Annotated in this window: 25 protein-coding genes and 2 rRNA genes (1 of these 27 running past the window's edge); 24 read left to right on the top strand and 3 right to left on the bottom strand. The window is 54.5% G+C overall.

What is annotated here, in order from left to right; translation table 11 throughout:
• The first annotated feature begins 14 nt into the window (after nt 1-14).
• From PSAB_RS26255 to PSAB_RS24755, 3 genes are all read left to right on the top strand, one after another.
• Entirely contained in the window at nt 15-332 is a 318-nt protein-coding gene (locus tag PSAB_RS26255) for a transposase (RefSeq protein WP_025332950.1), read from the top strand.
• An 11-nt stretch (nt 333-343) separates the two neighbouring features.
• Complete coding sequence (locus PSAB_RS20810) at nt 344-1,204, top strand: IS3 family transposase (RefSeq protein ID WP_264370884.1); 861 nt, start codon at nt 344-346, stop codon at nt 1,202-1,204.
• A 654-nt stretch (nt 1,205-1,858) separates the two neighbouring features.
• Nucleotides 1,859-4,075 carry an O-antigen ligase family protein gene (locus PSAB_RS24755; RefSeq protein ID WP_025336499.1) on the top strand — a complete coding sequence of 739 codons (2,217 nt, stop codon included), beginning with the start codon at nt 1,859-1,861 and terminating at the stop codon, nt 4,073-4,075.
• Here PSAB_RS24755 and PSAB_RS20795 read toward each other — a convergent pair.
• Complete coding sequence (locus tag PSAB_RS20795; protein ID WP_025336498.1) at nt 4,054-4,707, bottom strand: SdpI family protein; 654 nt, start codon at nt 4,705-4,707, stop codon at nt 4,054-4,056. The two genes, PSAB_RS24755 and PSAB_RS20795, sit on opposite strands and share 22 nt — an antisense overlap.
• A gap of 12 nt (nt 4,708-4,719) precedes the next feature.
• Complete coding sequence (locus tag PSAB_RS20790; RefSeq protein ID WP_025336497.1) at nt 4,720-5,058, bottom strand: autorepressor SdpR family transcription factor; 339 nt, start codon at nt 5,056-5,058, stop codon at nt 4,720-4,722.
• Nucleotides 5,059-5,295: 237 nt separating this feature from the next.
• Between PSAB_RS20790 and uptA the strand changes: the two genes are divergently transcribed.
• The 18 genes from uptA to PSAB_RS20700 all read left to right on the top strand — a co-directional run bounded on the left by uptA (nt 5,296) and on the right by PSAB_RS20700 (nt 19,713).
• The gene (uptA, locus tag PSAB_RS20785; RefSeq protein WP_025336496.1) at nt 5,296-5,913 is read left to right on the top strand and encodes an undecaprenyl phosphate transporter UptA; all 618 of its coding nucleotides are present in this window, start codon (nt 5,296-5,298) and stop codon (nt 5,911-5,913) included.
• On the top strand, nt 5,910-6,476 hold the full coding sequence (locus tag PSAB_RS20780; RefSeq protein WP_025336495.1) for a thioredoxin family protein: 567 nt from the start codon (nt 5,910-5,912) through the stop codon (nt 6,474-6,476). Before uptA ends, PSAB_RS20780 begins: the two co-directional genes overlap by 4 nt.
• A 3-nt stretch (nt 6,477-6,479) precedes the next feature.
• A complete protein-coding gene (locus PSAB_RS20775; protein WP_025336494.1) occupies nt 6,480-7,106 on the top strand; it encodes an MBL fold metallo-hydrolase in 627 nt (208 codons plus the stop codon).
• A gap of 184 nt (nt 7,107-7,290) precedes the next feature.
• The gene (locus PSAB_RS20770; RefSeq protein ID WP_025336493.1) at nt 7,291-7,608 is read left to right on the top strand and encodes a hypothetical protein; all 318 of its coding nucleotides are present in this window, start codon (nt 7,291-7,293) and stop codon (nt 7,606-7,608) included.
• Between the two features lie 80 nt (nt 7,609-7,688).
• Nucleotides 7,689-8,219: an RNA polymerase sigma factor SigY gene (gene sigY / locus PSAB_RS20765; RefSeq protein WP_025336492.1), complete on the top strand. Its 531-nt coding sequence runs from the start codon at nt 7,689-7,691 to the stop codon at nt 8,217-8,219.
• Entirely contained in the window at nt 8,212-8,619 is a 408-nt protein-coding gene (locus PSAB_RS20760) for a YxlC family protein (protein ID WP_025336491.1), read from the top strand. The genes sigY and PSAB_RS20760 overlap by 8 nt, the downstream gene beginning before the upstream one ends.
• Nucleotides 8,616-8,837 carry a hypothetical protein gene (locus PSAB_RS20755; protein ID WP_025336490.1) on the top strand — a complete coding sequence of 74 codons (222 nt, stop codon included), beginning with the start codon at nt 8,616-8,618 and terminating at the stop codon, nt 8,835-8,837. Before PSAB_RS20760 ends, PSAB_RS20755 begins: the two co-directional genes overlap by 4 nt.
• A complete protein-coding gene (locus PSAB_RS20750) occupies nt 8,834-9,022 on the top strand; it encodes a PLD nuclease N-terminal domain-containing protein (RefSeq protein ID WP_025336489.1) in 189 nt (62 codons plus the stop codon). Before PSAB_RS20755 ends, PSAB_RS20750 begins: the two co-directional genes overlap by 4 nt.
• Nucleotides 9,019-9,942 (top strand): ABC transporter ATP-binding protein, encoded by a 924-nt coding sequence (locus PSAB_RS20745; protein ID WP_025336488.1) that lies wholly within the window; start codon nt 9,019-9,021, stop codon nt 9,940-9,942. The genes PSAB_RS20750 and PSAB_RS20745 overlap by 4 nt, the downstream gene beginning before the upstream one ends.
• Nucleotides 9,939-10,721: an ABC transporter permease subunit gene (locus tag PSAB_RS20740; protein ID WP_025336487.1), complete on the top strand. Its 783-nt coding sequence runs from the start codon at nt 9,939-9,941 to the stop codon at nt 10,719-10,721. The genes PSAB_RS20745 and PSAB_RS20740 overlap by 4 nt, the downstream gene beginning before the upstream one ends.
• Nucleotides 10,722-10,873: 152 nt before the next feature.
• Nucleotides 10,874-11,257, top strand: coding sequence for a hypothetical protein (locus tag PSAB_RS20735; protein ID WP_025336486.1), 384 nt, complete (start codon nt 10,874-10,876; stop codon nt 11,255-11,257).
• A 243-nt stretch (nt 11,258-11,500) separates the two neighbouring features.
• Nucleotides 11,501-11,788 carry an Asp-tRNA(Asn)/Glu-tRNA(Gln) amidotransferase subunit GatC gene (gene gatC, locus PSAB_RS20730; protein WP_025336485.1) on the top strand — a complete coding sequence of 96 codons (288 nt, stop codon included), beginning with the start codon at nt 11,501-11,503 and terminating at the stop codon, nt 11,786-11,788.
• A 25-nt stretch (nt 11,789-11,813) separates the two neighbouring features.
• Entirely contained in the window at nt 11,814-13,271 is a 1,458-nt protein-coding gene (gene gatA, locus PSAB_RS20725) for an Asp-tRNA(Asn)/Glu-tRNA(Gln) amidotransferase subunit GatA (protein ID WP_025336484.1), read from the top strand.
• Between the two features lie 29 nt (nt 13,272-13,300).
• Nucleotides 13,301-14,740, top strand: coding sequence for an Asp-tRNA(Asn)/Glu-tRNA(Gln) amidotransferase subunit GatB (gene gatB / locus PSAB_RS20720; RefSeq protein WP_025336483.1), 1,440 nt, complete (start codon nt 13,301-13,303; stop codon nt 14,738-14,740).
• Between the two features lie 84 nt (nt 14,741-14,824).
• On the top strand, nt 14,825-15,295 hold the full coding sequence (locus tag PSAB_RS20715; protein ID WP_038596159.1) for a GNAT family N-acetyltransferase: 471 nt from the start codon (nt 14,825-14,827) through the stop codon (nt 15,293-15,295).
• 36 nt (nt 15,296-15,331) lie between these two features.
• Entirely contained in the window at nt 15,332-17,257 is a 1,926-nt protein-coding gene (locus tag PSAB_RS20710; RefSeq protein ID WP_025336481.1) for a DUF4097 family beta strand repeat-containing protein, read from the top strand.
• A gap of 131 nt (nt 17,258-17,388) precedes the next feature.
• A complete protein-coding gene (perR, locus tag PSAB_RS20705; RefSeq protein ID WP_025336480.1) occupies nt 17,389-17,820 on the top strand; it encodes a peroxide-responsive transcriptional repressor PerR in 432 nt (143 codons plus the stop codon).
• Nucleotides 17,821-18,000: 180 nt separating this feature from the next.
• On the top strand, nt 18,001-19,713 hold the full coding sequence (locus tag PSAB_RS20700) for a glycosyl hydrolase family 18 protein (protein WP_025336479.1): 1,713 nt from the start codon (nt 18,001-18,003) through the stop codon (nt 19,711-19,713).
• Nucleotides 19,714-19,837: 124 nt separating this feature from the next.
• Here PSAB_RS20700 and PSAB_RS20695 read toward each other — a convergent pair whose 3' ends face one another.
• On the bottom strand, nt 19,838-20,203 hold the full coding sequence (locus PSAB_RS20695) for a DUF2614 family zinc ribbon-containing protein (protein ID WP_025336478.1): 366 nt from the start codon (nt 20,201-20,203) through the stop codon (nt 19,838-19,840).
• Between the two features lie 139 nt (nt 20,204-20,342).
• Between PSAB_RS20695 and PSAB_RS20690 the strand changes: the two genes are divergently transcribed.
• From PSAB_RS20690 to PSAB_RS20680, 3 genes are all read left to right on the top strand, one after another.
• The gene (locus PSAB_RS20690; protein ID WP_025336477.1) at nt 20,343-21,215 is read left to right on the top strand and encodes a nucleotidyltransferase-like protein; all 873 of its coding nucleotides are present in this window, start codon (nt 20,343-20,345) and stop codon (nt 21,213-21,215) included.
• Between the two features lie 332 nt (nt 21,216-21,547).
• Nucleotides 21,548-23,104, top strand: a 16S ribosomal RNA gene (locus PSAB_RS20685).
• A 208-nt stretch (nt 23,105-23,312) separates the two neighbouring features.
• Nucleotides 23,313-23,882, top strand: a 23S ribosomal RNA gene (locus PSAB_RS20680) (it continues 2,361 nt past the right edge of the window).
• The 16S and 23S rRNA genes sit together here, the layout of an rRNA operon.

The raw sequence follows: 23,882 nt of genomic DNA, 5'->3' as shown, positions 1-23,882 counted from the left end.
AAGGAGGTGTTCACATGAGTGAACCACGGAAACAGTATAACGAAGAGTTCAAGAAACAAACGGTAAAGTACCTGCAGGAGCAAACGAAGTCGGTAGAGGACATCGCTCTGGAGCTGAATATTCCTGTGAAGACCCTGTATGCCTGGAAGGCGAAATACCGCGAGTTTAAGAACGAGCCTATCGCCAGCCTGGATCGAGTCCGCGAACTGGAGCAGCTGCTGAAAGAAAAAGAACGTGAACTTCACGAAAGCCAGCAACGTGCTGCCGATGCGGAGGAGGAACTGGCCATCGTAAAAAAAGCAGTGCACATCTTCAGCAAACCAAAGAACTGAGATTTCAGTTTGTGGAAGATCATCGCTCCGAGTTCCCTTTGGAGAAGATGTGCAAAGCACTAGGTGTCTCCCGGAGCGGCTACTACACCTGGCGCAGCCGAAAACCCAGCGAGCGAGTGCGGCGCANGGTGCGGCTGTTAAAGCGGATCACGTATCATTTCAACGATTCACAGCAGCGTTATGGTGCGCCCAAGATTGCACATCTTTTGCGCCAGGAAGGCGAAACCGTCACCGAACGTACCGTCGGCCTATACATGCAAGAACTCGGATTCCGTGCCTGTGTCAGCCGTACCTTCAAGGTTCAAACCACCGACTCCAATCATGATTTGCCGATCGCTCCAAACCTCCTGAACCAGCAGTTTCACGTGGAGAAACCCAATAAAGTATGGGTAGCCGACATTACGTATATTCCATGCCGGGAAGGCCGCCTGTATCTAGCCAGTGTGCTGGACTTATGCACCCGTGAGATCGTAGGCTGGCGTCTGAGCGACCGGATGAACACCGATCTCGTCCTGGGCGCCCTAAAGGATGCCCACCTTGCCAAGAGACCTAAAAAAGGACTGATCCACCATTCGGATCGAGGAAGCCAGTACGCGTCCGAAGATTACCGAAAACAGCTCAAGACTTACCGTATGATCACCAGCATGAGCCGCAAAGGAAACTGCTACGATAATGCTTGCATGGAATCTTTCCATAGCATCCTGAAAAAGGAGCTCATTTACTGCAAGCGATTTAGAACGAAACAGCAGGCCTACGATGAGATCTACCGATACATTGAGTTTTTTTATAACCGCAAACGAATCCATGGTGCACTAGGGTACCTGTCACCGATTCGCTTTGCTGCTCGGTTCAATAAGAGAAAAGCAAGCTAAAGGGTGTCCACTTTCTTGACAGAGGTCCAGAATTCCCGTTTATCTCTGAAATATAGGTTTTCCCCTTGAATAAGATGGAGTTTTTCCTGCTTATTTTCTGGCGTAGGGCCTGCACCGGATCAAAAAGGTTTCCCTCCGGGAAAAACCGGTAAGAATGATGCTAATTAATCATTTGGGAGACAGGGCGATGCGAAAAAGCGGCGGGTACAATGGGCGCGCTGTGAAGTTAGAGTTGAGAGACCTTTGCGCGGTGATGGCGGCTGGGCTTGTTGCAGCCGCCTGTCTGAAGCGGGGACTGTTTTTCTCCGAGGATGGGTATCCTGTTCTAACTATATGGTTCTTGCTGTGCGGAGCCGCCGCGGCCAGCCTGCTTTCTGGGGGAGATACGCGGCGGAGTGTATTCCGGCCATACTGGCGGGCTGCCGGTGGCGGAGCCGAAAATTCCGGGCAGTCCCTCAAAGGAACGAGGAAGCGGGCGGACAAGGAAAGAGCTTTGGACCACGGCTGTGATGCTGGGCGGGCCCTCTGCGATGATCATTCTGTACGCGGCCGCCTGGATCAGAGGTCCTTTATCCGCGCAGGGCACGATGAACGAGCTGCTGCGCTGGAGCGGCTACGCAAGCTTCGCCATCCTGGTATGGACGGCCGCATCCAGTGTCAGCGCCGCCCGTATCCTCCGGGCGGCATGGCCATGCGGCGGGCATGGTGTTATGCTGGAGCGGACTGCTGGCCTTCTTCGGGGCGCTGCCGATCCCGTACGCAGTATTGCACAGCGCTTCGCCCGAAGTCAGCACCTCGGGTGCAAGGCTCGGCGGGCTGCTGCAGTATCCGAACGCCTTCGGCGCGGCGATGGCGGTATTTCTGCTGGAGCGTCTGTTCGCGGCTGCTCAAGGGTACACCGATTCGAGCACCGAGCGGTTCGGACGGAAGAGCGAAGCCGGAGGCGCTGTGCTTTCTTCCCGGAGAGGCGAGGGGCTTGCCCGGAAGGCACGGGCCGGGGAAGGCCTCCCTTCGGGTCGGACCGGTAGTGGCCGCCCGGGCTTCAGCGGGCGGGGCGGAGAGACGCTGCCGACCCATCTGGCGCCTGTTGGCCGCGGCACACCGGCCAACAGGCCACTTCGCGGCGAGCTGCTTCGCCTGGCGCCGCTGTTCCCGTACGCCGCCGCGCTGCTCCTCAGCGAGTCGCGCGGCGCGTGGCTGGCGGCGGCCTGCGCCGCGGCCGCCGCCCTGCCCTTGCAGCGGCGCCTCGCCCTGCCGCTGCTTGCCGCCGGCGCCGCCCCCCTCGCGGCGGCGGCGCTGCTCTGCCGCGGGCTGGCCGCCCTGCCCGCGGCTCCCTGGCCCGGCCTGCCGCTGCTGGCCGGGCTCTGGGCCGGCGCACTGGCCGCCGGCCTGTGGCTGGGCCGCCGCGCGCAGTATGCGGCCGGCCGGGGACGCGCCGCCGCGCTGGTGCTGGCGGCGCTGGGCTGGACGGCATGCGGAGCCGCCGTCCTGGCGCTTGCGAGCGCGCGGGGAATGGGACCGTCCTCGACGGTCGCCGCGCGCGGGCTGATGTACCGCGACGCCTTGCGGTTCGCGGCGAAGGCGCCCTGGCTGGGCCAAGGCGGGGAGACCTGGCGCAGCGCCTGGCTCGCTATCCAGTCCCGCCCCTATGTAGGCAGCCAGGTGCACAGCGGATACCTCGATCTCCTCCTGAACACCGGAGTCATCGGGACAGCGGCTGCCGCCGTAAGCCTCGCGGCGGCGGGATGGCTGATCAGCGCCCATTCCCGGCGGCTCTTGTCCCCGTTTCTGGTTATCGTCCTGCATGGCGCCGTCGATTTCGACTGGAGCTACAGCCTGTTTGGGCTGCTGCTGTTCTGGCTGCCCGCGCTGGCCCGGGCTGATGCTGTCACTGCCTACGGTCATTCCTGCCGGCGTCTATCCGCATTAACTCGGCCGGCAGCGGTTTTTCCGGCAAAGCTGCTCCCTGCAAAGCTTCTCCATGCCTGGCGCCGGTCCAGAACGCTTTCAACCACGAAGCCTCAGCCTGCGAATCATTTACGAGGTAAATCTTTAGCCTCGAATCTTTTGCCAATGAAATATTTACCGGGTAAATCTTTCATCTCGAAGCATCGGCTTGGAGATTCTTTACCTGCTGAATACTTAGCCTCGGAGTATCTGACTGTGGAACATGTTTCCGCCGGCAGGAAAGACGGCTGCCATAACCTGTACCTGCTTGTCCGAAAGCTGGCGGCCACCGGAATCTGCGTCCTGATGCTTGCGCTCACCCTCCTGTCTTTCCGCGCTTACCGGAGCGAGGCGCTGTACCGCGCGGCGTCATCGGCGCTCCAGGCGCCGGAGGCGATTTCACTGCTGGAACGGTCGCTTGCCTGGAACCCGTTGTCTCCGAAGAGCGCCTTGGCCCTATCTACTTTTGTTGAGCCGGAGGAGAGGGAGGAGATATTAGCGGCAGGCCTGCGCTATTCGCCGATAAACCCTGCATTAACCTGGGCCATGGCCGAAGCCGTCTCGGAAGTAGGGACTCCGGAGGAAGCCTTGTACTGGCTGGTCCGGGGACAGCGGCTGGATGTGTTTAATTCCGTTAAACGAACGGAAGCTGCAAGCTTAATGCTGGTGAAGGGAGAGCGTTATCTGGCTGAGGGAGACGCGAAAAATGCGCTGCGCTGCGCGGAAATGGGAGAAGAGCTGCTGAGGCAGTATGTTTGGCTTGCGGGTGAAACAGCGGGAAACGCCGGACATAATGACCGGAATTTTCGTTTTACAGCGGGGGCCCGCGCTCTTTACGAACAAACGGAAGCCCTGAAGCGGGAAGCCTCAGGGCTGAAGGGGAACGGCAGGGGGGAGGGCGCCTATGCTTTTAGACGACGGTAATCCGCCCACGAGTATACACACGGGATCACGACGGCAATCAGCAGCGCGAAGATCATGGTATAGGTGAACCATTTTTCCGGAAGAAATGTGCTGATAATGATAACGAGGCCTGCCACAGACCAGAGCGCACCGGCGAGACGGTGGGTCCTGCGCCACACTTCCGGACTGGCCAGCGTCCAGGGCGTCTTCACGCCGAGGAAGTAGTTGTCCTTCACCTGCGGCAAATAATTGCCGATGACGAGCAGCGCCGCTCCGAGCACGATAATGGCGACTCTGGAGCCTTGCAGGGAGATGCCGAGCCCGTATAATACGGAAACAGCAAGCGCGGAGTCGAAGATCAGGGACACGGCCAGCCGGATCATCGCATGGGCATTCTCGAATTTGGTGTAACGCTCTTTTTTTGGATCAAGGGAACGCGTAATCTGCATCAATACCGGCAGCAGCACTCCAAGACCGCCAAACAGCAGAATGACCGAGCTCTTTTTCCAAAATTCATCGAACTCTCCTGATGCACCAATATGGGCCGGGAGCTGTGCAGGCAGACGGTTATAATTGACCAGAGCAAAGCCGACTGTAATCAGACCCGCCGCAACGGCCAAAGTGTCCTGCCATTTCCATTTGAAATTTTCCATCTCTTCATCCTCCTAAGAGTGGGCGGGAGTGTCGTCATCCGAGTCCGCCGATTTTGAAATTTCCTGCTTTTTTGTGTTCCCTTTTTTGTCCCGGGTGCCGTCTGTCAGCTCCAGCAGCCAGCTCAGCACCTCATCCAGAACAGTGGTGTTCAGCGTATAGCGGATAAACTGGCCCTGCCTCTCGTCCTGCACGAGTCCCGCAGTTTTAAGCGCGTTCAGATGGTGGGAAATGCTCGGTTTGGACATGTTGAAAAATTCCGCGATTTCCCCTGCGGTCCGGTCTTTGTCGCGCAGCAGACGGATGATTTGCCGGCGGGTAGGGTCGGCCAGCGCTTTGAAGGATTCATTCATGTTATCGGCGACCTTTCGATATTTAGATAATTGTTTAAATATATAATAGTTTAGGACAATCCATCATGTCAATGACAGAAGTTCCATTCCCGCCGGCCAAACTAGAAGTCGCAAGCGTCACTATGCTAGAATAGGCTCATAGAAACCTACTGCATAGACAAGAATGCGGGCAAGGGTCCGGGTTATACATAGGGCGCACTGACGGCATTCAGCAAAAACGGGAGGGAGGAACCAAAGTTGCACGTCATTTCAGATGTGGTCTCGCAGCTGTTTGAATGGATTCAAAGTTTGGGGTACATCGGTATTATGATTGGGCTTATGATTGAAGTCATCCCAAGCGAGATCGTCCTGGCCTACGGCGGTTATCTGGTTCATTTGGGAGAAATTAATTTTTTCGGGGCCGTTCTCTTCGGTACGATTGGCGGGGTAGTGGCCCAGATTTTCGTGTACTGGATTGGCCGTTACGGCGGAAGGCCGGTGCTCGAGCGGTACGGCAAATACATTTTAATCAAAAAGCACCACATCGATCACGCGGAAGCCTGGTTTGAGAAGTACGGCACCGGCGTTATTTTTACGGCCCGCTTTATTCCGGTTGTACGGCATGCCATTTCCGTTCCGGCGGGGATTTCGCGTATGCCGATCTGGCGGTTTATTATGCTGACGACGCTGGCCGTCATTCCCTGGAGCGTTTTGTTTGTTTATCTCGGCATGACTCTGGGTGAAAATTGGGAGAATATTGATGAAACAGCCGCCGCGTATACGCATGAAATCATCATCGGCGCGATTGCGCTGATCGTGGTTTATTTTCTGTTCAAGTGGCTTCAATCCAAAAAGAAAAGAGGTAATGCGGCATGAAGCAAAATCTCGCCTCCAAATTCGGACAGGGACTGTCGCCCCGTCAATTCGTGGAGGGCATGACCAAGAACCAGCAGGCGTTTGAATCCTGGTATGAGGCTTTTTCCTGGCAGGACGAGAGCGACCGGGAGTTTTTTGAAAGCCTTAACCACCGCGACGATCTGCGCTCGCTTATCCTGGCCGCCGACTGGTGCGGCGACGTCGTCCGCAATGTGCCTGCCGTATTCCACATCCTGGAGACGGCGGGAATCCGGACAGAAGTACTCATTCTGGAAGAAAATCAGGATGTGATGGACGATTATCTGACCATGGGCGGACGTGCGGTGCCGATCGTCATTATTGCGGATACGGGCGGACATGTGCTTGGACACTGGGGTCCGCGGCCGCAGCATGTGCAGTCGCTGATGAATAATTTCAAGAGAGAGAACCCGGACCGCGAGGCTCCGGACTATGAGGCCAAAATCGCGGAGGTCCGCAAGGCGATGGGCCAGGCTTACGGGGAGGGAACGGAATATCAGGCCGTGATCGCGAAGGAATTGCGCGAACTGATTTCCGGATTTTAAGCCATGCTGAACATTCGAAGCTTTAATCTCGGTCCATTGCAGACCAACGCCTATCTGTTGACGGGAACGGACCCCGCCAAAGGCATTATTATTGATCCGGGCATGAACCCGGCCCCGCTGGTGCGGGCCATTCAGGACATCGAAATCGAAGCGATTCTGCTGACGCATGCTCATTTTGACCATATCGGCGGCGTCGACGAGATTCGCAAGCTGAAGAATTGCCCGGTCTATCTCCACGCCCTGGAGAGCGATTGGCTGACAAGCGCCAAGCTGAACGGCTCTCTTATGTGGCCGAACGTATCGCCTCCGATGACGACGGACCCCGCCGAGTTCGATCTGGACGAGGGCCAGACCCTTGAGCTGATAGGGAATACCTTCCGCGTCTTCCACACGCCGGGGCATTCTCCGGGAAGCGTAAGCTTTTTGTGCGGAAACGACTTGTTCGCCGGCGATGTGCTGTTCCGGCTGAGCGTTGGACGGACGGATCTGCCTGGCGGAAAAGAGCGTGATCTGCTGGATTCCATCCAGAACAAGCTCTTCAAGCTGGACGACGATGTGACTGTGCACCCGGGTCACGGTCCGAAGACGAGAATCGGCTTTGAGCGCGCGAACAATCCTTATGTATCTTGACGGATTGCGTCGGCAATCGACAAAAAGCGAGAAACAGGCTGGACAAAAGACTACAAACTTGCTACAATGATGTTAATTGAATGTAACATTTACCTTGCGAAGCACGCAGACTGTGGAATCATCCCGGTTTGCGTTCTTTTTTTTGTCTTGAATGGGGGATAAAGGGTGAACGGAGGAGCTTTAGTTGAAGAGCAGGATGCGCTATCTTTTGGACTCTGGGTACCATGATAATCGAATCGAAGCTGCCGGAGAGAAGAATGGGCCGGACCGCCAACGGGTTGGCTCCCGGGATGAAGAGGCGGAGATAATTGGACGATGCCATATCCGGGAGGATGCTGCCCGATATTACGACGCCTCGGAGCGCTTACCTCAAGAGATGCTCAAGAGCGAATCGACTTCACCTCCGAGGGCCATTCCTTTGTTCTGGAGTTTCCCGAATGGAAGGGGAGCGAAGCAGCCGTGGAGACGCAGGCTGTGGGAGCACAGGAGAGATGAGCTGTAAATTTTTTTTCACATGCCTTTGAACGATCTCTTCGGGCCAAACGTATTACATATGAATAAAAAATAACGGCGGGAGAACCGATGAGCGACGAGGAACTTGGATTGATCCGCCAGGCGCAGCATGGTGACCGTCTTGCGCTGGCGCAGCTGTTTCAGAATCACTATTCCTTTCTGTACAAATATTTGCTGAAGGCGACAATGGATCCTCAGGTGGCTGAAGACATCACTCAGGATACGATTGTCAGATGCATGGAGAAGATGGCTTCCTACAACGGTTCGTCCTCGTTCTCCTCCTGGATGATTACGATTGCTACCCGGCTGTATATCGACAGGATGAGGCGGCGCAGCCGTGAGAGAGAATGGATTCGGCGCGAGCAGGGCATTCGGTCCATCCGCTGGCAGTTTGAAACCCAGGGCGAAGAGTGGAGCAATGTGCTGGACTCCTTGTCCCGGGTCCCTTCGCCCCAGCGGATTTCCCTGCTGCTCAAGCATTATTACGGCTACAGCTATGCGGAGATCGGCCGGATTCTCGGCATCCCGGAGGGGACGGCGAAGTCGCGCGCGGCGTATGGTCTGCGGCAGCTGAGAGAGGAGATGAATGAGGATGGCTAACGACATCACCGGTCCGGGTAATAGCGGCAAGTCCGGGAATGCTTCGGATATGGAACACCGCCCGAAAGCAGAGGGAAGGCCCGACTCAGCGGAAACGGCGGTAACGGAGCTTATCGCGGGTCTGGATCGGCTGGACCGGGCTTACGACAATAAAGCAGCGCCGCCTTCGCTCGGCGTGCTGCAAGCCCGGCTGATCGCCGCATCCGAAAGGCATCGCCGCCGGGTACTGAGGGAATGGCTGCTGTTCTGGCTGGTCTCCTTGGTTATACTCGGGTTCTCTCTGCTCGCGATTACTTCGGCGCCGCCGGTGTATTGGACGGTTCAGGGGCTTGTTCCTATCGCCGGAATCATCGCGGCGGCGATGCGTTCCGGACGGAAAGGGCGCGGTGAGCGGAGATGAAAGAACAGCATAGTCTGCCGCTATGGGCCTGGTCTTTACTTGCGGTACTGCTGATGACCCAAGGCGCGCTGTTATTCCGCGACGCACGCGCCCGGGGAAGGTGGCACTGGTTCTGGGGGTTGTGGGGAATGACAACGTTCCCGCTGCCTACGGTTCTCTACCTATTGTTTGTTATATTTCCCGAACACCGCCGGAGACGGAAGGAGAACAAGCTATGAAGTCCATCGATTTATCATTGTTATGGCCTCTCATTGCGCTGCAGGGGCTGCTGGCCGTTATCGGGCTGGTTTCTCTGGTCAGAGCGCAAAGTGTGCGCGGTCCGAAGTGGATGTGGGCAATCATTATCCTGCTTGGGAATCTGCTCGGCAGCCTTGCCTATTTTACGATTGGGAGGAAAGAATGATGCCGCCGCTGCTAGAAGTTTCGGAGCTTTACAAGGCTTTTCAGGGGCGGACTTCCGTAAATGGGATCAGCTTCAGCATGGAGCAGGGGCGCTGCGTTGCCCTGCTCGGCCCGAACGGCGCCGGCAAGACGACGACGCTGCGCATGCTTGCCGGCCTGTTAAATCCCGGCCGGGGCACGATTTTATTTGACGGCAAGCCGATTGGGCAGGATTACCGGAGGCAGATCGGTTATCTTCCCCAATCGCCGGCTTTTTACAACTGGATGACCGGAGAAGAGTACCTGATCTTTGCCTCAAGGATTAGCGGCATGGGCAGGAAAGAGGCTGCGGGCCGCGCTGCCGCCATGCTTGAGCGGATGGGACTTGCGGAAGCTGCCAAGCGGCGGATCGGCGGTTACTCCGGCGGCATGAAGCAGCGCCTCGGGCTTGCCCAGGCGCTTGTCCACGCCCCGCGCCTCCTGCTGCTGGATGAACCGGTATCGGCGCTTGATCCGATCGGCCGCAGGGAGATCATGGAGCTGCTGCGGGAAATCGGCAGGGAGACCAGCGTTCTTTTTTCCACTCATGTCCTGCATGATGCCGAAGAGGTCTGTGACGACATTATTCTGATGAACCATGGTGTCATCGCCGAGCAGGGAACATTGAATTCGCTGCGCGCCAAGTACAACCGGCCGGTTATCGCCCTGCGCGTGGAGCAGCGGGAGGAAGCCTTGCAGTGGCTGGAAACGCTGAACACCCGCTCGTATATCCTTGAGAGCCGTTCTGAAGGAGAAGGCTCCATATTTCTGAAGGTCAAGGATATGGAGGCGGCCAGGTCCGCGATTCTCCGGGAAGCAGCCGAACGGGGGATTCCGGTGGCCCGCTTCGAAGCGGGCTCCCTGTCTCTGGAAGATGTATTTATGGAGGCGGTGGGAGAATGAGAAACGCATTGATTTTTTACCGGAAAGAAATGCTGGAGGCGGTTCGCAGCTATAAGCTGCTGTGGATACCGGTCGTGTTTATCATTCTCGGGATGATGCAGCCGATCTCGGCCTATTATATGCCTGAGATTTTGCGAATGTCGGGCGATGTGCCCCCCGGAATGCTGGAATTATACAAGATGCCGGGGGCGGGGGAGGTCATGGCCAAGTCGATCGGGCAGTATGGAACGGTAGGCCTGCTCGTGCTCGCTCTCTCTGCGATGAACAGCTTTGCGGGCGAACGTGAGGGAGGGGCCGCGGAGCTGGTGCTGGCGAGGCCGTTGACTCCAATTGCGGCCGCTTCCGCCAAGTGGCTGGCGCAGCTGACGCTGCTTGCGCTGTCGTTGGGGCTCGGCGCCGCATGTGCAGGCTATTATACCGTCCGGTTAATCGGCAGCCTGTCTTGGAGCGGGGTGCTGGCCGCGTCGGCGATGTACGGGTTATGGCTGATGTGCGCCGTCTCGCTTACGCTCCTGTTCAGCGCCTGCCTTCGGGCCCCCGCCGCGGCCTTTCTGTCGCTCGCGGCCGCAGCGGCTCTCGCTCTGCTGCACTCTTTGCTTCCCCGGCAGCTGAACTGGTCGCCCGCCGCTCTGCCGCAGCTGTCCGCTCAGGCGCTCACGCAGCAGTCCGTCTCGCCTGCCGATTGGACTTTTCCGGTACTGTCGGGAATTGCGCTGATTGTTCTTTGCTTTTTGGGCGCCTCGGTATTATTTGGACGCCATAAACTGCCACGCTTTTAGTCCTTGCTGAAAATGTAACAACTTTTTTTCAATTTCATGTTTTTGCGTTTATTTTCAAAATTGCGCCGTTTCTTCCTGTAGACAGGTCTATCTTTTTTTAGTAGACTGTGAAAAAGCACAACAAGAAAGATATTGGCTCAGGAGGTAGGGCGATGCTGCGTTTAGGAGAAAAGGTTGTCATTGTCGCGGACGCTTTCGAGCAGAATCTTCCTATCGGGGATTACGGATACGTGATCGCTTACGACCGCAATCCTGATAATGCGTTTGATTATGTCATTCGCATCCCTCAGGCGAACCGGAACTTCTATGTCACGGCGGATGACGTTGAGACGGAAGCGGATCTGCTGATCGAGGAAGCGGAGAGAACTACGCGAGAGGCATTGGTCGATTATGCTTTGTCCACGCACAACGAGAAGTTGTTTTACCAATTGATGAACGGTGAGGCCGAGCAGGCGGAAGATATAGAGACTAGTTCCAAGGAAAACATGTCCCAGGCGGAATTCATCAAGCAGGTGAATCTCCGGGCCTGGATTTAAGAAAAACCGGCGCAAGCCGGTTTTTTTCAAAGTCGCTGCAAGGGAAGAACTCGGCTTAAGAGGGATTTAGCAGCTTTTTACAAAAGCACCCGGAGGTGCTTTTCTTGTTTTCTAACACTTCGCAAGGTGCATATTACCTGCATGCTGCGGAGCATATCCGCATTGAATTGTCTACGTATCTACAATATAATAAGAAACGTTATCCGGGCACTTTAGCCCTTTAAACAGGAGGGATACGTAAGTATGAGCATTACCGTCAAGGATGTGCAGCATGTGGCCCGGCTGGCCCGCCTGCATTTGAGCCCGGAAGAAGAGGCTGTGTTTACGGAGCAAATGAACGCCATTTTACAATATGCGGAAAAATTGAGCGGACTGGATACGGAAGGCGTAGAACCGACGACACATGTGCTGCATGTCAGCAATGTCATGCGCGAGGATGTTGTGAAGGAGAGCCTTTCCATAGAAGATGTACTGCTGAACGCGCCGGAGGAAGAGGACGGACAGTTCAAAGTACCGGCGGTCTTGGAATAATCTGAATAGGTAGGGAGATGACATTTTGAGCTTGTTTCAATATCGGTTATCCGAATTACATAATATGCTGCATGCCGCCCAAATCTCGGCCAGTGAGCTGACCGAGGAATCGCTGTCGGCCATCGCGCGGGTGGATGGCGATGTGCACGCTTTCCTGACGCTTGATGAAGAAGGCGCACGCGCGGCTGCCCGAGGGCTGGACGACAAGCTGGCCACTGGAGCGGCCAGAGGCTTGCTGTTCGGGCTGCCTGCGGGCATCAAGGACAACATTGTGACCAAAGGTCTGCGCACGACTTGCGCCAGCCGTTTCCTGGACAATTATCAGCCGATTTACGACGCGACCGTTGCCGTTAAGCTTCGCCAGGCGGACGCCGTGACGATCGGCAAACTCAATATGGACGAGTTCGCCATGGGCGGCTCGAACGAGAACTCCGCTTATGGAGCGGTCCGCAATCCTTGGGATCTGGAACGCGTTCCGGGCGGTTCCAGTGGCGGCTCTGCGGCGGCGGTGGCTGCGGGCGAGGTGTTTTTTGCGCTCGGCTCCGACACCGGCGGATCGATCCGCCAGCCCGCTTCGTACTGCGGCGTTGTCGGTCTGAAGCCGACCTACGGCCTCGTTTCCCGCTATGGCCTTGTGGCGTTTGCGTCCTCGCTCGACCAGATCGGGCCGCTGACGCGGACCGTTGAGGACTCCGCCTATGTGCTGCAAGCGATTGCCGGTTATGACGCCCAGGACTCCACGTCCGCCAAGGTCGACATTCCCGACTATTTGAGCGCCCTCACCGGCGACATCAAGGACCTGCGCATTGCCGTGCCGAAGGAATACCTCGGCGAAGGCGTCGATGCCTCCGTCCGCGAGACGGTGCTGGCCGCGCTGAAGGTGCTGGAAGACCTCGGTGCCATCTGGGAAGAGGTTTCCCTGCCGCATACCGAATATGCGGTAGCGACGTATTATCTGCTTGCTTCCTCGGAGGCTTCCTCCAATCTGGCCCGCTTCGACGGCGTCCGCTACGGCGTGCGTGTCGATGATGGAGGCGGGCTGGTCGATTTGTATCATAATTCGCGTAGCCGCGGTTTCGGACCGGAAGTCAAGCGCCGGATTATGCTTGGAACGTATGCGCTAAGCTCAGGCTATTACGATGCCTATTATTTGAAGGCGCAAAAAGTACGTACGTTGATCAAGCAGGATTTTGACGAAGTCTTTAAGAAGTACGATGTGGTCATCGGACCGACTGCGCCTACAACGGCGTTCAAGCTCGGCTCCCAGACGGAGGACCCGCTTACGATGTACTTGAACGATATTTTGACCATTCCGGTCAATCTTGCCGGCATTCCGGCGGTCAGCATTCCTTGCGGTTTTGCCGAAGGAATGCCTGTGGGGCTGCAGATTATCGGCAAAGAATTCGATGAGAGCACAGTGCTGCGCGTCGCGCACGCCTATGAACAGCATACCGATCATCACAAGCAGCGTCCGCAGCTGTAAACGGTCCATAAGGAGGGAAAGAGATAATCATGTCATCATCCAAGTATGAAACAGTTATTGGACTGGAGGTTCACGTCGAGCTTCATACCAAGTCCAAAATTTTCTGCGGCTGCTCCACGGAGTTCGGCGCACCGCCAAATACGCAAACCTGTCCCGTCTGCCTGGGACATCCCGGGGTGCTGCCCGTGCTGAACCGCCAGGCGGTAAACTATGCGATAAAAGCCGCAATGGCGCTGAACTGCACGATCAGCGATGTCAGCAAGTTTGACCGCAAGAACTATTTCTATCCCGACTTGCCAAAGGCTTACCAGATTTCGCAGTTTGACCAGCCGATCGGCCTGAACGGATGGATCGATATCGAAGTGAACGGTGAAACGAAGCGAATTGGTATTACCCGGCTTCATCTGGAAGAGGATGCCAGCAAGCTTACACATGTAGACGGCGGATTCGGCACGCTCGTCGACTTTAACCGGGGAGGAACTCCGCTGATTGAAATCGTCTCCGAGCCGGATTTGCGCTCCCCTGAAGAAGCCCGCGCTTATCTGGAGAAGATGCGGGCGATTATACAGTACTGCGACGTATCCGACGTCAAGATGGAAGAAGGATCCATGCGCTGCGATGCGAACATCAGCCTGCGGCCCGTGGGCCAGAAGGAATTCGGCATCCGCGCCGAGCTGAAGAACATGAACTCCTTCCGCGGCGTGCAGCGCGGTCTGGAGTATGAGGAGTTCCGCCAAGCGGATATTCTCGATGGAGGCGGCGAAGTCGTGCAGGAGACCCGCCGCTGGGATGACGCCCAGGGCAAGACTTTTTCCATGCGGGGCAAGGAAGAAGCCCATGACTACCGGTATTTTCCCGATCCGGACCTGATTGTGCTGCATATTGATGATGCTTGGAAGGAAGCCATCCGTTCTTCCATTCCCGAGCTTCCGGATGCGCGGCGGGTCCGCTACAGTGAAGAATTCGGTCTGCCCGCATACGACGCAGGGGTACTCACCGCATCCAAGCCAATTGCCGATTTCTTTGAGGGAAGCTTGAATTTCACCAGCGATGCCAAAGCCGTCGCCAACTGGATTATGGGCGATCTGCTCGCCTATCTGAACGGAAACAATTTGGAGCTGTCTGAGGTGAAGATCACGCCGCAGGGGCTTGGCGAGATGATCGGATTGATCGAGAAGGGCACCATCAGCAGCAAAATTGCCAAAACGGTGTTCAAAGAGATGATTGAATCCGGAAAGCTTCCGGCGAAGATTGTGGAAGAGAAGGGGCTTGTGCAGATCAGCGACGAAGGAGCGATCAAGGGGATTGTGGAAGCGGTCGTTGCGGCCAACCCGCAATCGGTCGAGGACTATAAGGCCGGCAAACAGAAAGCAATCGGCTTCCTGGTCGGACAAGTCATGAAAGAAAGCAAAGGCAAGGCCAATCCGGGGCTTGTCAACAAGCTTCTGACAGAAGTATTGAACAGCTAACATAAAATGCAATAAGTGGGTAATGAATACTGAAGGCTTGTCGGCAGCGACAGGCCTTCGGCAATATATAAGGAGATACCCGGTATGACCAAAATCGTGAAACTGGACCTGCAGGACAAAGATACTCTGGGAAGTCTGTGGAGCCTTCAGCATAAGGCCTATCGCCTGGAGGCGGAGTTGATCGGGTTTCATTCTATACCTCCGCTGCTGGAGACACGGGATACGTTAAGAAGCTGCGGCGAGGATTTTTACGGCTGCGTCAGTGAAGACGGCGAATTGTCCGGTGCCGTGGCCACGGAAGAAGAACACCCCGAGAGCCTGACGATTACACGGATGATGGTGAGTCCGGATCATTTTCGCCAAGGAATTGCCGGGCGGCTGCTCGAGTATGTATTCGCTCTTTATCCGGATAAGGAGCGTTTTATCGTGTCTACGGGCAAAAAGAATATGCCGGCCGTTTCTTTATACACCAAGCATGGCTTTGTTCCCGTTTCATCCGCGGAAGTGGCTCCCGGCGTCGAATTGATCGAATTTAACCGGAGCGGTAAACGTTGATTCCGGCAATTACACGGGGAAGGAGAGACGGTCCAGATGAAAAATGATTCGCGTACAGCGTTGTCGATGAATGAACGGGAGCCTTTACCCATAACGGAACGGGGCGGCAAGCGGTCTGGGCGGGAGGAAGAGAGCGGCGGAGCGGAAGTCATTCCTCCCCGGACAAAGCGGCAGCCAGCCAAGCGCAAATTCATAGCCGGCCTGCTGTCGGCTGTAATTCCCGGGGCCGGTCATTTCTATGTGGGCCTTGTCCGGAAAGGGATATCCTTACTGTTTGTGATTGCCTTGGACATTGCGGCGCTGCTGTATTTCTCTTCCATCGGCATGCAGATCAATGTACCGCTTTTGATTTTGCTGGCCCTGTTTATTCCCGTTGTCTATTTCTATAATGTATACGATGCCCTCCAATCGGCGGACCGGATTGTTCGTCTCCGGAAAATGGCCGTGCCCCCGGAGTTCTATACACAATCCGTTCAGGCGCGGCGCCGGCGTTCGATCAGCGAACCGGATATTTCATTCGGCCTGCTCCTGCTGGTCGGCGGAATCCTGCTGTTCCTTTTTCGGCAAAGACCGCCATGGCTTCGGTATTTTATTGAGCATCATGCCGGTGCGGCCATAGGCATACTCTTGATCGCCGGTGGAGTGCTTTTTGCGGCAAGAGAAATGGGCATTAAGTTCATGTCTAGGCAAGGAGACCGGAGAGAACGCCGGGTAGGCCGCTTTACCGCCTCTTTCCTGCTGGCTGGAGTCGGCATTATCCTGTTTCGGGATTGGCTGAAGGGAACCGACGATATGCTGCTGCTGCTGAAATGGTGGCCGGCCGTTCCCGTGATCTGGGGCGTGGAATATTTGCTTGGCTGCATGTTGGCTCGGCGGCCCCGAAGAGCGGGGACCGGTCCGAGATTCCGTCTGGATCTCCGCGGCCTTCTGCTTGCGATTGTGCTTGGCGCCAGCGTGTTTATTGTCTCGGAGCAGGAGCATTATCTTCATCTGTGGAACAAGGTCAGTCTCAATTTAACGGCGGCCGCCGTCGATTATGGGGAGGCCAAGGGCAGCAAATTTCAGAAGCCCGTTGTAACGGTGCCGGTGGAGCTGCAGTCTGCCAAGCTGACCGTTGACGCCATTAACGGGGACATTGTCGTACACCGGAGTCCCATTGATGATATTGAAGTGAACGCCACCGTATGGGTCGACCAGCTGGACGGAGCAAGAGCGGAAGCGGTATCGGACCAGTCGTTCATTGAAGTTACCGAAGGAGCTGCCATCAAGCTTTCGACTAAGGGCAAGGCCTACGGTGAATCGGGCAAGCGCCAGCCGCGAATGGATTTGGATATCGCCGTTCCGGACAGCCGCCGTTTCAATCTGGACATCACGACCATGAACGGCGGCATCACGCTGCAAAATACGGAAGCGATCCAAGACATCCATCTTGAAACCGGCAACGGACCGATTATTTTGCACAAGGTTTTCGGTAATATCGTAGGAAAGACCCACAATGGGGAAGTGAGGGTCAGAGAAATCCAGGGAGATGTGGACCTGTCCACGAGCGGCGGCGATATGCAGGCTTGGGATGTTGCGGGAAGGCTGAAGCTCTCAACGGCTGTCGGCAATATCCGCGCCCAGCGCAGCGGGGCCGATATCGACGTCTCCACCAAGAACGGCAATGTCGAAGTGAATGAAGCAAGAACGGCTTTGAACGCGCAGACTCTTAATGGAATCATCGATATCCGCTCTCCTTATGTCCAAGGGGACTGGGATATTTACAGCGCCGCTGGCGATATTCATCTGTTTTTGCCGACAGAAGGGAATTATTCCATTAAAGGTTCCAGCGGCTACGGAGATATCGTTACGGACTTCACTGAACTGGATATCGACAAAAAAACAGTCTCCGGCAAAGTTGGCACAGGCGAGTTCAAGGTGAACGTCGAGGGAAACAGCAACCTAAATGTGAGGAAAAATTGAATAAACTAATTTTTATCAAATAATAATCAGTATAATTAACCGATCGCGTTGACAATACTGAAGAACCGGTCTTACAATAAATACAATAACGTTTATTTACTCATGACTTAGATGTGAAGGCGGTGACAGGAATGGGAAGCGGTGTACAGCACGCATTGGAACAACTGAAGACAACGGGGGTCCGTATTACGCCACAGCGTCATGCGATTTTAACCTACTTGATGGAAGCGATGAATCATCCTACCGCTGATGAGATTTATCGTGCGCTGGAACCGAAGTTTCCAAGCATGAGCGTTGCCACCGTGTACAATAATCTCAAGATGTTTATGGAAGCGGGAATGGTCCGCGAGCTGACATACGGCGACAACTCCAGCCGCTTCGACGCCAATGTATCCGACCATTACCACATCATATGCCAGGAGTGCGGCAAAATCGAAGATTTCAGTTATCCTTCACTGCATGAGGTTGAACTTGAGGCGGAGAAGGCTACCGGCTTCAAAGTAAACGGATTGCGCATGGAACTGTACGGCATTTGCGGATGCTGCTCGAACAAACAGCATTAATAACTGAAACGGTAATACAGTATAGCGCAAGACTCCGCCGCTTCTTTAAGGGCAGTGGACGCTTTGCCTGAAAAGCAATGACAACGTGCGGAGTCCGAATCTAACGCGGATGCCTCACGTTTTCTTTTTTGTAGCAGCATTTCTCTAACTTTAAATCCAGCAGGGTACGGAGGATGTATTTTGAACAAAAGACAGAAATATAGACGCGGACGCCCCGGCAGACGAGCCGGGCTTCTTCGCAGGCTCTCGGGCCTGCTTATTATTGCGGCAGCGGCATATGCGGTCATTTTTTACGTGCTTCCCAATCCCCTTCAAGTAGACCCGGAGTGGAAAGGGAAGGACAAGCCGATTTTTGTCAAGGGCAATTATACCGGCTATTTCGCTTCCGGTTCAGGGGAGAGCCTGCTGCTGCCGCTTCCACTTTTGCAAAAAAACGTCGACTCTTCCATTCGGTATGAAGCCGGGACGAAGTCGGTCATTCTTACGACGGACAGCGAGCTTTTATATATGCAGGCGGAGAAGAAGTCAGCCAGTCTTAACAATAAGCCGATTCAGCTTCGGCTGGCACCTGAAGAGCGCGGCGGGATAACCTATTTGCCGGCCGAGACGCTCAAAAGCTTATACGGTCTTGATGTGCAGGAGAATGCCGATACGGGCGCGGTTCTGATTATGACAGCCGGAGAAACGGTACAGCTGGGACAAGTGCAGGACAAAAAAGCCGCGCTGCGGACCAAGCCGACGATTCATGCGCCCGCCCTGGCCAAAATGAAGGCAGGAACCAAACTGAGAATCTGGGGGCGTCAGGAAGGATGGCTGTACGTTCAAATGGACACCGGATACGCAGGTTATGTAAAGGCATCGGAGATAGCCAAGACCGGAACCAAAACGGTGAAAAAGAAGCCCTCGGCTCCAACCCGGGCGGAACGCCGCTGGGATGGTAAAGCCGTAAATCTTACCTGGGAAGCCGTGTATAACCGCAATCCTAATCCCGCTTCCATCGGCAAGCTGACCGGTGTAAATGTCGTAAGCCCCACCTGGTTTAAAATTGTGGACGGCGAGGGCAATGTGCGAAGCCAGGCGGATCAGGCTTATGTGTCATGGGCTCACGGCCGGGGAATGGAAGTCTGGGGGCTGCTGAGCAACAGCTTCGATCCTGACTTGACCACACAGGCGCTATCCACCTATGACAAACGGATGAGGACGATCGTACAGCTGCTGGAATACTGCGACCTTTACAATCTCGACGGCATCAATATCGACTTTGAAAATGTATATACCAAGGACGGCGGCAGTGTCACACAATTTATCCGCGAGCTGAAGCCGATGGCCCAAGCTAAAAATCTCGTTCTTTCCATTGACGTCACCCCAAAGTCGAACAGCGAAATGTGGTCGCTCTTTCTCGACCGGCGCGCGCTGGGGGAGTTGGCCGATTTTATTATCGTTATGGCCTATGACGAGCATTGGGCATCCAGCCCTGAAGCCGGTTCGGTGGCATCCCTGTCCTGGTCACAGAACGCCGTTGAGCGGATTCTTGAAGAGGACTCGGTGCCGGCCCGCAAGCTGGTTTTGGGAGTTCCCCTGTATACGCGTATTTGGACCGAACAGAAGGTTGAAGGGAAGAACAAAGTAAGCTCCAAGGCGGTGGGGATGGAGGCCGTTGCCGAAATCATCCGCTCCAAGAAGCTTAAGCCCGTGCTTTCCAAAGATACAGGCCAAAACTACGTGGAATATAAGGAAAACGGAGCTCTCCGCAAAATATGGATTGAGGACAAGGTTTCGCTTAAATCGAGAGTGGAACTGGCCAAGTCTTTGAAGCTTGGGGGAATTGCCTCTTGGAACCGAAGCTTTGCGGATGATTCCGCTTGGAATACACTGCACGGAATACATCAATAATACGGCTGAACGGCATTTATATAATCCTTCATTGAAAAAAGAGGTCTCTCCGACGATTGGAGAGCCTCTTTTTTTGATGCCGGTTGCCTGCGCCGGCATCCCTTTTTGCTGCGCCAGAACTCCTTTACCGTTCAGCCTTCCCGTCTTTAAGCTGCTCGGAGGTAATGGTCGCCTGCTCAGGGTCCAGGGTAAGAATCGTATGGCAGAACATGCAGCGGTCTGTTTTGCCGAGCATTTTGGTCCGTTTGCCGCACTCTGGACATTCTACTTGAACGGCGCTTGTGGAGAGCATACCTGCCCAAAAATAAATTACAAGACTGGCGACCATCGAAACCAGGCCGATTACAAGACCGATTCCGGCGACAATTTTACCTGCCTGACCCCAGAACACAATGCCCGCTGTACCCAGAATCATAAGCCCCATACCGAGCATCGTCAGCAGCAGACCCCAAGTGCGAAATGCGTTAATCTTAGCGGATTTAAACATCATGAGTATTTTCTCCCACTAAATATAGTTCGGTCGTCCAGAAGGAACTGACATCAATATGTAGAATTAATAGATTAAGATTCTAAGATAAAAGAATTATAACTGAATTGACGCAAAATCGCCAAATTTGATGGAGGACGATATGGAATTATCCAATCTGACATTATTAAATGGAGATATTTTTGACGTGAATGCTCTGGGAGCGATTGTTTTGGGGTCCCAAGGAAATGCTCTTTTTCAGAGTGCTCTGCTTCACGACTTTGATAAAGTCATATTGATTCTTCATGAGAACGGGGCAGAAAACCGACTGATTGATCATATGGTTGCAGGCGAATTTCGGACTCAGACTCTCCGCGTCGGTCGTTCGATGCTGGAGCGTTCGATCATCACAGGGGACAATAATGAGCGGGTTACCTGCCTCCTGGAGGGTGAAATCATTTGGGATCCAAAAGGAATCCTGGAGAGGCTCCGCGAAGAAGTGATTCGCTTTGAGCAGCCACTTAGAGAACGGGTACTGTTCTTGGAATTTGCCAGGTTTCTGCATATGCATGTGAAATCCAAACGTTACTTGCAGGCAGGCTGCTACATGGATTCGTACAATTGTATCTTGGTTGCCCTGTATCATTGGGCTCGGCTGGAGGTCAGCGAGGCTGGTCATTATCCGATGCCGGCGGTATGGGAGCAGGTGAAGAATCTCAACAACTCGGTATACAAGCTGTACGATGAATTGACGATCAGCGGCGAAACGATGGAACAAAGAATTGAGCTTGTTCAGCTTGCTTGTGAGTTCTCTCTTATGTCCAAAATGGGGGATTGCTGCAAATGGCTTCTTGATCTATTGAGAGACCGCAAAGAGCCGTGCAGCATAGAGGAGCTTCTCGCTCTTCCGGGACTCAAAGATGTGGAAGCGGAACTGCCTTTGGTCCTTCGCAAGCTGACATCCCGCTCATTGGTAAGAGAAATGGCGTCCTGGGCCGATGCGGGCGGCAGGTATCCGATACGATATACATTATAATATATTGACCTTATGTTAAATATGAAGGGTTTTGAATTGGAGAGGCTCGGCGCTCTCTTTTTTTTATTTATTTATGGTTGACTACCCACTCATTCATGTGATAAATTATAACTCGTCCCTCTGGAGCGGAAACCTTTTAATAAGAACCAGATAATGGATTTTGAAAAAAAGGTTGACTAAAACGGAGAAGATGTGATATATTATAAAGGTCGCTGCAAGAGACACGGCGACGCACTGAAAGAGACTTTGATCTTTGAAAACTGAACAACGAGTGAGTATAAAATGAGAAGAAATTCTCGTCAGTTTGTTTGAATGAGCTATCGGCTCTACCTTTTTTGGAGAGTTTGATCCTGGCTCAGGACGAACGCTGGCGGCGTGCCTAATACATGCAAGTCGAGCGGAGTATTTTGAAGAGCTTGCTCTTCAAAATACTTAGCGGCGGACGGGTGAGTAACACGTAGGCAACCTGCCCCTTGGACTGGGATAACTACCGGAAACGGTAGCTAATACCGGATAAGACCTTCTGGTGCATACCGGAAGGCGGAAAGGCGGAGCAATCTGTCACCAGGGGATGGGCCTGCGGCGCATTAGCTAGTTGGTGGGGTAACGGCTCACCAAGGCGACGATGCGTAGCCGACCTGAGAGGGTGAACGGCCACACTGGGACTGAGACACGGCCCAGACTCCTACGGGAGGCAGCAGTAGGGAATCTTCCGCAATGGGCGAAAGCCTGACGGAGCAACGCCGCGTGAGTGATGAAGGTTTTCGGATCGTAAAGCTCTGTTGCCAGGGAAGAACGTCTCTTAGAGTAACTGCTAAGAGAGTGACGGTACCTGAGAAGAAAGCCCCGGCTAACTACGTGCCAGCAGCCGCGGTAATACGTAGGGGGCAAGCGTTGTCCGGAATTATTGGGCGTAAAGCGCGCGCAGGCGGCTGTTTAAGTCTGGTGTTTAAACCATGGGCTCAACCTGTGGTCGCACTGGAAACTGGGCAGCTTGAGTGCAGAAGAGGAAAGTGGAATTCCACGTGTAGCGGTGAAATGCGTAGAGATGTGGAGGAACACCAGTGGCGAAGGCGACTTTCTGGGCTGTAACTGACGCTGAGGCGCGAAAGCGTGGGGAGCAAACAGGATTAGATACCCTGGTAGTCCACGCCGTAAACGATGAGTGCTAGGTGTTAGGGGTTTCGATACCCTTGGTGCCGAAGTTAACACAGTAAGCACTCCGCCTGGGGAGTACGGTCGCAAGACTGAAACTCAAAGGAATTGACGGGGACCCGCACAAGCAGTGGAGTATGTGGTTTAATTCGAAGCAACGCGAAGAACCTTACCAGGTCTTGACATCCCTCTGAATCACCTAGAGATAGGTGCGGCCTTCGGGACAAAGGAGACAGGTGGTGCATGGTTGTCGTCAGCTCGTGTCGTGAGATGTTGGGTTAAGTCCCGCAACGAGCGCAACCCTTGACTTTAGTTGCCAGCAGGTAAGGCTGGGCACTCTAGAGTGACTGCCGGTGACAAACCGGAGGAAGGTGGGGATGACGTCAAATCATCATGCCCCTTATGACCTGGGCTACACACGTACTACAATGGCCGGTACAACGGGAAGCGAAGCCGCGAGGCGGAGCCAATCTTATAAAGCCGGTCTCAGTTCGGATTGCAGGCTGCAACTCGCCTGCATGAAGTCGGAATTGCTAGTAATCGCGGATCAGCATGCCGCGGTGAATACGTTCCCGGGTCTTGTACACACCGCCCGTCACACCACGAGAGTTTACAACACCCGAAGTCGGTGGGGTAACCCGCAAGGGAGCCAGCCGCCGAAGGTGGGGTAGATGATTGGGGTGAAGTCGTAACAAGGTAGCCGTATCGGAAGGTGCGGCTGGATCACCTCCTTTCTATGGAGAATCGTTTCCCGCAGCGGAAACATTCAAATCTTAAATCTAGCCATTCTGGCTAGTTGCTCACTCGTTGCTCAGTTTTGAGAGCTCAAACTCTCAACTTGATCCTTGAAAACTGGATACCGAAACGAAAATTGCGTTTTAGAACATCTTTTAGCTGAGCTTGTGTCAAGCGATTGATCAAGTGAAGATAAAGTGCTTAATTGGTTAAGCTATTAAGAGCACACGGAGGATGCCTAGGCGCCAGGAGCCGACGAAGGACGTGGCGAACAACGAAAAGGCCTCGGGGAGCTGTAAGCAAGCTTTGATCCGGGGGTGTCCGAATGGGGAAACCCGGCTGTGGTAATGCACAGTCACTTCCATCTGAATTCATAGGGTGGGTAGAGGCAGACCAGGGGAACTGAAACATCTAAGTACCCTGAGGAAGAGAAAACAAGAGTGATTCCGTCAGTAGCGGCGAGCGAACGCGGAACAGCCTAAACCAGGGAGCTTGCTCCCTGGGGTTGTGGGACGTCTCACATGGAGTTACAAAGGAATCGAGTAAACGAAGAGGTCTGGAAAGGCCCGCCAAAGAAGGTAAAAGCCCTGTACTTGAAATTCTATTCCCTCCGAGACGGATCCCGAGTAGTGCGGGGCACGTGAAACCCCGTATGAATCCGGCAGGACCATCTGCCAAGGCTAAATACTCCCTGGCGACCGATAGTGAAACAGTACCGTGAGGGAAAGGTGAAAAGCACCCCGGAAGGGGAGTGAAACAGTACCTGAAACCGTGTGC

It is taken from the genome of Paenibacillus sabinae T27 (genome assembly GCF_000612505.1).
GTDB lineage: Bacteria > Bacillota > Bacilli > Paenibacillales > Paenibacillaceae > Paenibacillus_AQ > Paenibacillus_AQ sabinae.
Note: the sequence above shows the minus strand (reverse complement) of the source record. Positions and strands in the feature narration are given on the sequence as shown.